This is a genomic window from Peptoniphilus senegalensis JC140 (assembly GCF_000321025.1).
In the GTDB taxonomy this organism is placed as follows: Bacteria; Bacillota; Clostridia; order Tissierellales; family Peptoniphilaceae; genus Peptoniphilus_A; species Peptoniphilus_A senegalensis.
The window spans coordinates 358930-367387 of sequence record NZ_HE610718.1 but is presented as its reverse complement, the minus strand read 5'-3'; the positions used below and the strand labels follow the sequence as shown (position 1 = coordinate 367387).

The following is an 8458-nucleotide window of genomic DNA, read 5'->3' as shown; positions in this document are numbered from 1 at the left end:
CAAAACAAACCACCGGCTTAGCCGGTGGTTATGATTATATTTTTGTGTCTACTAAATTTAGTATGTTCCAAAGACCTTTTCTATCTGATAATTTTGATATTGGAAAGTATAAGAATTATAAGTAGTTTGAAGGTTATGATAAGAAAAACTCGTTTGATGAGGAAGAGTTTAAAAAAGTAAGGATAAGGTAAAAATTGGTGTAAATAGTAAAGTTATATGATTGTAAAAATATATTATAAAATTGGGTATATTTGATATATAAAATTAAATTATCCAACGAGGCTACATAGATGAAAGAATATTCGGTAAGTTATAAAAATTTAACAAGAAAAATGAAAGAGATTTATCAAGATAGAAAACGTAATGCTAGAAACATTACTTCTTTTGTAAGAAGTAAAACAATAAGAATTGAGACGTTTCATGAATTGGTTATGGAAATAGCAGAATTGTCATATAAGAATCCTGAAGTTATGTTATTTTATAGAGGACAAAATAAGAATTATGTGAAGACTAAGTATTCAACTTTATATCCTACAATATATCGTTCGACCAACAAAAGAGAAATAGATTTTGAATTTAAAATTTTGGAAAAATCAGCAAGTAAGTTAATTGAGGAAATTGAACAAAACGAAAGTATTGATAATGATGAGATAACAGAAATAAAAAAATTAAATTACTTCAATATTCAATTTTGCAACATTATGAAGTTTGTAAAACGCCTTTATTAGATTTGACACAATCATTAAAAGTCGCATGTTCATTTGCTGTATTAAATAATGAGGAGAAAATTGGATATATTTATGTTTTAGCACTTCCATATATAAAAGGAAGAATATCTGTAGATTCTGAAGATTATATAACAAACGTAAGATTATTAAGTATAAGTTGTAGTGCTTCTAAGAGACCATTTTTTCAAGAAGGATATTTAGTGCAGACAGAATTCACTTCTGATAGTGATATTGAAAAAGGAGATTTAGATTTCAATAGAAGAATTGTAGCAATCTATGAATTTAAAGACGATAAAACATTTTGGGAATCTGAAAATCCTATAAGTGTTAAAAATTTATATCCGGATAATGATATCATGAAAGATATTTGTTCTAAAATAGAAAGTGAAAAGTTTTATCTATACAACAATTTAGTTGACAAGAAACTTATAGGAGATTTTTTAACGTTATGGAATAAGTTGGAAAAATTAGTAAGATTTGAAAGTAAAAATAATAATTTTTGGAATGGTTTATTATATTTATCAAAGGACAAAGATAAAAAATATGAAAAAAATATAAAAGAGATCAATAGATTACGAAGATTTAGGAATAAACTTGTTCATGGAACTGATAAAATTTCTGATGAGGAAGTAAATAATGAGATTAAATCTTTAGAAGAAATTCTTAAAAAATCAAGTGTAAAATATTGATAGCAATAATTAAGGAGTAGATCTATAGTATAGATTTACTGTTTTTTGTACCTTCAATTTATAATTTAAGTGCAACAAAAAATGAGTCATAGTTTTTTGAAAAAAATAATTTGCAAAGCATACAGAAATCAGTAGTGAACTAAATCTAGTTGAATTTTATTTTACATTTCCACATCGCCCTTGGCAGAGATGAGAAAAAGAGGATACAAAATGGTTTACTTAGATAACATTTCCCTAAAAGAAAAGATATTGATCATACAGATTAGTATATTGAGTCAAAGATAAAAGGACAAATAAAATTGCAATAATTAGAAAAAGTATTAAATTACTTAGAAAAAGATTGTAAAAAAATGATATTATCTATTTAGAGGAACTGTTAAATATAAGATTAAAGGATGTCTATAAAAATTTAAGGGGTACAATTTATGAGAAAAAGAGATAAAAAGAAAAGAAAAAAGCTTCTTATTTTGTTACTTATTTTAATCTTGTTCTTTCCAATAACTTATCGCTACAAGGATGGGGGGACTGCTTCTTATAAGGCGATTTTGTATTCCTACACTAAGTACCATAGGATGGAAGAGGATGAGTCCTATTTTACAGCTAGGGAGTTTTTAGCTTTTCCCTTTAATTTTCTAAATTAAAAGGATTAAAATAAAGGTAAGAAGGAGGCAGGGCATGGGACAGATTATTGAATTTCCAGATGACAAAAAGTCAAGGGAGAGGATTAAAGAACTTAAAAGAACTTTGGAAAATCTTGTTTTTGAAAGGGATAATCTTAAATATGTAATTTGTGAGAATATAAAAACTGCATATATGCTAACTTTTGGAAGCCTTGAGTACAGACTGTATAAATCTTATTGCAAATATCTTCGTCTAAAAAGAAAAAGAGATATGATTCAGGCGAAAAAGAACCGTCAAGAAAAAATTAAGATGGATCTTATTGAGATGAAGCTTGATGAAGAGTTCTGTGATTATAAAAAGAAGTTGGAGGAAAAAACTCAAGAGATTAATGATGCTATAAAGCGTTCCAAGGCTGAAGTCTTGTCTGACGAAGATGCTAAGCTCCTTAAAAAATGCTATAAGAGTATTGTTAAAAAACTACATCCAGATATTAATCCAAATGTTACAGATGCAGAAAAGGAGTTATTTTACAATGCAACAGAAGCCTATAAGAATGGCGATCTAGCTTCTCTACAAATTATTTATGATATAGTTTGTAGCAGTGATGATATAGAGGATAAAGCCTTATCTGGTAAGTCTTTAGGAGATGAAGTAAAAAGGCTGGAGGACTTAGTGGATCAAATTCAAAGAGACATTGACTTAATTAAGTATATGCCGCCATATACTTGGCGTATATATGTGAAAGACAAGAAAAAAAAGTCGGAGAAGTTAAGTCAGTTAGAGCGAGATTTAAAGAGCTTCAAGGATGCAATTCGAATGCAAGAAGAGGCAATCGAGGTTTTAATGAGGGATGAGACATGAGTAATTTGGTAAAAAAAGAAAATGGCGACCTAATTGAATATCTTGTGAGGACTGGGGCAGGCCTTGATTTACCTAAACCCTTTGAGAGGGACATTTATCTTTTTGATACTTATGTAGCTGGCACAACTCATATTGAAGACATTGAGGTAATTGGAGAAAGCCTCAAAGATGGCGATAGGTTAGTTTTTTATCGCGAGCCAGAAAATGAGCATGATCCTCAAGCTATTCGTATAGAAACTTTGGGATACGAAAAAATAGGGTATGTGCCACGTCAAGATAATATTGTCTTTTCGCGACTTATGGATGCAGGCAAGCTTCTTTTTGCTAAAGTTATTGAAAAAGAAAGGATAGGTAAATGGATCAAGATAAAAATTAAAATTTACCTTCATGAAAGCTAGGAAATATATGTAGGATAAAAGAAAATGGATTTGTTATAATATCTGCATAGTGAAGAGTTATGATATGAAATTTGATTATTTTTCAGGAGAGTACTGTTTTATTATTGGCATAAGGTAAAGGATAAATTCATATTAGGAGAGCTTGCCAATAATCTCGTAATGACAGGATTTCATTATTTTAATTTAAGAGTAAGCAAAGTTTAGTTATAAATCATGACTGAAGGCGATTTTTATTTTAAGGTCTATATGGTAAAATGTTATTGTTAAAGATGAAAAAATTTAAAATTTTAATGGGGGAATAAATATTATGTCAGAAAATAAAAAAATTGCAATACAAGATACTTATGGCGAGAGATTCCAACATTGTTGGGGTTGTGGACCTAAGAATGAACATGGGATGCACCTAAAATCATTTCCATCAGAAAGTGGAGAAGAATGTATTGCAAAAGTAATTCCAGATGAAGTTTACACTGGTGGTGTTCCAAAAAATCTTTTTGGTGGAATGATTGCCATGCTTTTCGACTGCCATGGCACTGCATCAGCTGCTTGGTTTAAACACAGAGACTTGGGAATTGAATTAAACGAAGATACAGTTATTGGTCGTTTTATAACTGCAAGACTTGAAGTTGACTTCAAAAAACCAACTCCAATGGATACTGAAATCACAATTACTGCCACAGCTGAAGAAATTGGAGACAGAAAAGTTATAGTTAATATGGTAATGGAAGCGGCAGGAGAAGTTCGTGCAAAGGCAAAAATGGTTGCCGTTGGTGTAAAGGACAATATGTAATTTTTTAAAGAGACTTAAGAGGGTATCTTTTTTATTTTATTAATTTTTATAATTTTTCTGGCAAAAATGATAAAATATAGAGAAAATAAATTGAAATTTTTGATTTGGAGTGTTTATGAAATTAAAAAATAAAAAAGTTATATATGTTTTTCTTTATCTTGCCTCCTTTGCCCTTAGCTTTGGTATTTTGGTCTTGGTTAATAAAATTGAATTTATCCCAATAATAAATAATCTATTCATAGGATTTGGTTTTTTACTTTTTATTTGTCTACAAATTTTTTCGCTTTACAATTTTACAAAGTTTAATATAAATAAATATGGGAAAATTATTTTGTGCCTTTTAATTTTAATTCTTGGCTTGATTTTTGCCTTCTATTTGTTTTTAGCCTCTGTCTTTTCTGGCAAAGAGAATCGCACTTTAATTTATGCGGGCGAAAAATATTACATTTTAAATTTGGGTTGGTTGGATCCTATCTATGAAGTCTACGAGAAGAATTTCATTACAATGGATAAGTTAGATGAGAAAAATCTTGGTAAAGTCTTTTCTGATTTGAGTAAAGTTGAAGATAAGGACCAGAGAGAAATTTTAAAATTTTTAATTTATGGAAGAGAAGATTTTACAAAAGAAGAAAATAAAGAAGCAAATGAAAATCATCAAGTGGAAGAAAAAGCTGAAGGCAAAAATCTAATAGAAGATAAAAAGAAATTATTAAAAAATTTTACAGTAGAAGATGCCGTAAAAATAGAAAATTCAGACTATGGACTGCTTGAAGTTGACAGTGCAGGTGCAAGAAGTCGCTGGTTCTTTGTAAAAATAAAAGGCGATAAGATGAATTTTATTTCGGAATTAAAGGATACAAGTCCAGAAGTCAGCGGAAGAGTTGATGAAAATGGAAATATTTATTTAAAGTTTACAGACATAAATAAAAATGAGACTAGCTATCTTTCAAAGAACGGCGGAAAAACTTTTGAAGAATGAGGAGAAAACATGGAAATTATTCTTGGTATCATTGCAATATTTTTTGCAATTAAAAATATAATAGCTTGGACACAAGGAAAGGATCCGCAAAAATATAGATTTTTGAGCCTTGCCTTTACCTCTCTTACAATTTTTTCTTTTTATTATATGGGAGCGGAGTTTCTATCAAAAGGAGATATATCGGGAGCTTTAGATGTTGTTCCTACAATATCAAAAAGTTTATTCTTTTGCACAATTGCTTCAATAATAATAAATGGAATTACGCTTTTTAAGAAAAAATAAATTAAACTCTTTGAAAATTTTGCGGACTTATTTATTTTAAAGAAAATTTACAATCTAATGATATAATGACCAGATTAAGAATATCGGGAGGCTTATTTTGAAGAAAAAAGAAATTTCCACAGCTATGTTATTTATAATTTTATTTGGCATTGTCAGTTTGTTTTCAGATATGACACATGAAGGTGCCTCAAGTATTAGAGGGGCATATTTAACTGTCCTTGGTGCATCTAGTGGGGCAATTGGTTTTATATCAGGACTTGGAGAACTTGTTGGCTACTCCATGAGGTATGTATTTGGGAAAATTACTGACAAAACAAAAAAATATTGGCCAATGGTAATATTTGGCTATATCTTAGATATTTTGGCAGTGCCTGCTCTTGCTATCGTTGGCGAAAAGGGTTGGATTGCTGCATCACTTCTCTTAGTTGTGCAAAGAATGGGTAAGGCAATAAAGAAACCCGCCAAGGACACTATTATGTCCTTTGCTGCCTTACAAGAGGGAGTGGGCAAGTCCTTTGGTATTCAAGAGATGCTAGACCAAATTGGTGCTTTCTTGGGACCGGTTTTTCTTTATCTTGTTATGTTATTTAAAACAGATGGCAGCACCTTTGAAATTTATAGCAGATGCTTTGCATTTTTAGCAATTCCTGGTTTTATAACAATTATTCTTTTGTTTTACACAAAGATGAAATTTTCAAATCCAGAACATTTTGAGCCTGAGTCAAATAAAGAAGAAGGCTTCCACATGAAGAAGTCCTTTGTTTTTTATATTGCAGGTATTTCCTTCTTTGCTTTTGGTTTTATAGACTACTCCATAATAATTATGCACATCACGAAAAATTACACAGCTATAGCTGGGAATTTACAAGAAACATCAGCTCTTATAAATTCTGGTACAATTCCCCTACTCTATGCTGGAGCGATGCTTGTTGATGCCATAGCTGCACTTGTTTTCGGACATATTTATGATAAAAATGGAGTGAAGGCTCTTGTCATATCTACAATAATCTCTGCTCCCTTCTCGCTTTTTATCTTTGGAATTAATAGCGTTAAGGCACTTTTCTTTGGACTTGTCCTTTGGGGAATTGGAATGGGCGCACAAGAATCTATTTTAAAGGCTGCAGTAACATCAATGGTTCCCAAGAAAAATCGAGCCACTGGCTATGGGATTTTTGAATGTTTTTTTGGAGTTTTTTGGTTCTTGGGCTCCTGGCTACTTGGGGTAATGTATAGCATATCTATTCCAGCTATGATAATTATTTCCACAGTGGCACAAGTTCTTGCAATTCCTTTTTATTTGAAAGTTGCGAAGACAAAACAAATATAAAATTAGGCGAGGCATCGTCTTTTTTTATTGCATTAATTTTCAAAAAAACTTTAATGAAAATTTACATTTTTTTTACTTTGTCTTTAAAAAATGATAAATATATTGTAAGATTAAATTGAAAAATAAATTGGGGGGACTTATGTCAATAAATTATTTTATCGAACTATTGGGAGGGCTTGCCTTATTCCTTTATGGTATGGAAATGATGAGCAGTGGCCTCGAGCTAGTTGCAGGAGACAAACTTCGCGTCATAATCGAAAAGATGACATCGAGTTTTTTTAAATCAATATTAGTTGGTACATTCGTAACAGCAATAATTCAGTCATCTTCTGCGACAACGGTTATGGTTGTGGGTTTTGTAAATGCTGGACTCATGACAATTTATCAAGCGGTTGGAATTATTATGGGGGCAAATATTGGTACAACAATAACAGGTCAATTAGTTGCACTAAATATTTCTACACTTGCACCTATAATTGCCTTCACTGGCTTTGTGTTAAATACCTTCTCAAAGAATAAAAAGAAAAAACACATAGGTCAAGCTATAATTGGACTTGGATTTTTATTTATGGGTATGCAATTTATGAGCGAAGCAATGGAACCTCTAAGAAATTATCCTGGTTTCGTGACAATGATGACAAAATTTGAAAATCCAATACTTGGAGTTCTTGCAGGTACAATTATAACTGCAATTATTCAGTCATCTTCTGCATCACTTGGTATTTTGCAAGCTATTGCCAATCAAGGGGTAATTCCACTTCATTCCGCAATGTATATAATTTTTGGATTTAACATTGGTACTTGTATCACATCTGTATTGTCATCAGTTGGCTCTTCTAAAAATGCCAAGAGAACAGCCTTAGTCCATGTGCTCTTTAATATAATTGGTACTATAATATTTGTAACAATTTCCCTTGTCATCCCAATTGATAAAATAATAATGAGTTTTTCAAGGGAACTCCCAGCAGCACAAATTGCCAACTTGCATACATTATTCAATGTGGCAACTTCTTTGTTGTTGTTCCCATTCTCAAGAAAGCTTGCCGATCTCTCTTTCAAGATTATCCCTGGTATCGACAAGGAACAAGAAGAAATGTCTTTACAATTTATCAATAAAAATGTCGTAAAGGATGCACCTGCAACTTTTACCGATGTAAAGGCTGAAATCAGAAGACTCCTTGAAATAGTAAATCAAAATTACGAAAATTCTGTCAGCTTATTAAGTAATTTTGACGAAGAAAAATATGACGAAATCTTTAGAAGAGAAAAGGTAATAAATTATTTGAACAAAGAAATTTCTGCATTTATAATTGATGCGCTTGGACTTGCAATGAATGAACAGACTTCTGCTAATTTTGCGGCTTATCTTAGAATTTCAAGAGATATGGAGAGGATTGGAGACCACTCAAAAAATATTGCTGAAGTTGCAAAGTTAAAAAAAGATGAAAAACTTGAATTTACAGATATGACTTTTGAAGAATTAAAAGAAATAAATCAAGTAATAGATAAGATGTTTGACGCAGCTGTTGGAGAATTAGATCGAGATCAAAGGATTGCCTTTATGAGATCATCAAACGAATTAGTTCAAAAGGAAGCATCTCAATTTAGAAATAACCACATGCTTAGAATGAGAGAAAAAATTTGTAATCCAGAAAGTGGACTTCTTTACGAAAAGACTCTTGCAGCTATGGAAAGAATTTCATCATACATTTCAAATGCTGGAAAACTTGCAATATAAATTGAAAAATTATAAAGAATATAAATTAATCTGCTTTAGGGCAGA

10 protein-coding genes are annotated in these 8458 nt (G+C 31.0%); all 10 read left to right on the top strand.

From position 1 onward, the window contains the following. Positions 1 to 290: 290 nt before the first annotated feature. On the top strand, positions 291 to 728 hold the full coding sequence (locus PTSHG_RS09970; protein WP_019107993.1) for a hypothetical protein: 438 nt from the start codon (positions 291 to 293) through the stop codon (positions 726 to 728). 2 nt (positions 729 to 730) lie between these two features. Beyond that, positions 731 to 1417, top strand: coding sequence for a hypothetical protein (locus tag PTSHG_RS09295; protein WP_019107992.1), 687 nt, complete (start codon positions 731 to 733; stop codon positions 1415 to 1417). A gap of 425 nt (positions 1418 to 1842) precedes the next feature. Beyond that, entirely contained in the window at positions 1843 to 2058 is a 216-nt protein-coding gene (locus PTSHG_RS09290) for a hypothetical protein (protein ID WP_019107991.1), read from the top strand. Positions 2059 to 2092: 34 nt separating this feature from the next. Next, positions 2093 to 2899 (top strand): J domain-containing protein, encoded by an 807-nt coding sequence (locus PTSHG_RS06020; protein WP_019107990.1) that lies wholly within the window; start codon positions 2093 to 2095, stop codon positions 2897 to 2899. Further along, a complete protein-coding gene (locus tag PTSHG_RS06015; RefSeq protein ID WP_019107989.1) occupies positions 2896 to 3297 on the top strand; it encodes an HIRAN domain-containing protein in 402 nt (133 codons plus the stop codon). The genes PTSHG_RS06020 and PTSHG_RS06015 overlap by 4 nt, the downstream gene beginning before the upstream one ends. A 307-nt stretch (positions 3298 to 3604) precedes the next feature. Continuing rightward, positions 3605 to 4087 carry a hotdog domain-containing protein gene (locus tag PTSHG_RS06010; RefSeq protein WP_019107988.1) on the top strand — a complete coding sequence of 161 codons (483 nt, stop codon included), beginning with the start codon at positions 3605 to 3607 and terminating at the stop codon, positions 4085 to 4087. Between the two features lie 115 nt (positions 4088 to 4202). Next, positions 4203 to 5066 (top strand): hypothetical protein, encoded by an 864-nt coding sequence (locus PTSHG_RS06005; RefSeq protein WP_019107987.1) that lies wholly within the window; start codon positions 4203 to 4205, stop codon positions 5064 to 5066. Positions 5067 to 5075: 9 nt separating this feature from the next. Then, positions 5076 to 5348, top strand: coding sequence for a hypothetical protein (locus PTSHG_RS06000; RefSeq protein ID WP_019107986.1), 273 nt, complete (start codon positions 5076 to 5078; stop codon positions 5346 to 5348). A 97-nt stretch (positions 5349 to 5445) separates the two neighbouring features. After that, the gene (locus PTSHG_RS05995; RefSeq protein WP_019107985.1) at positions 5446 to 6675 is read left to right on the top strand and encodes an MFS transporter; all 1230 of its coding nucleotides are present in this window, start codon (positions 5446 to 5448) and stop codon (positions 6673 to 6675) included. A 139-nt stretch (positions 6676 to 6814) separates the two neighbouring features. After that, entirely contained in the window at positions 6815 to 8413 is a 1599-nt protein-coding gene (locus PTSHG_RS05990) for a Na/Pi cotransporter family protein (protein WP_019107984.1), read from the top strand. Positions 8414 to 8458: the final 45 nt, after the last annotated feature.

What these genes read in the sequence shown, in the direction of transcription:
- PTSHG_RS05990 (WP_019107984.1), top strand. Translation starts at nt 6,815, where the DNA reads ATGTCAATAAATTATTTTATCGAACTATTGGGAGGGCTTGCCTTATTC.
- PTSHG_RS06015 (WP_019107989.1), top strand. Translation starts at nt 2,896, where the DNA reads ATGAGTAATTTGGTAAAAAAAGAAAATGGCGACCTAATTGAATATCTT.
- PTSHG_RS09970 (WP_019107993.1), top strand. Translation starts at nt 291, where the DNA reads ATGAAAGAATATTCGGTAAGTTATAAAAATTTAACAAGAAAAATGAAA.
- PTSHG_RS06000 (WP_019107986.1), top strand. Translation starts at nt 5,076, where the DNA reads ATGGAAATTATTCTTGGTATCATTGCAATATTTTTTGCAATTAAAAAT.
- PTSHG_RS09290 (WP_019107991.1), top strand. Translation starts at nt 1,843, where the DNA reads ATGAGAAAAAGAGATAAAAAGAAAAGAAAAAAGCTTCTTATTTTGTTA.
- PTSHG_RS06005 (WP_019107987.1), top strand. Translation starts at nt 4,203, where the DNA reads ATGAAATTAAAAAATAAAAAAGTTATATATGTTTTTCTTTATCTTGCC.
- PTSHG_RS06010 (WP_019107988.1), top strand. Translation starts at nt 3,605, where the DNA reads ATGTCAGAAAATAAAAAAATTGCAATACAAGATACTTATGGCGAGAGA.
- PTSHG_RS06020 (WP_019107990.1), top strand. Translation starts at nt 2,093, where the DNA reads ATGGGACAGATTATTGAATTTCCAGATGACAAAAAGTCAAGGGAGAGG.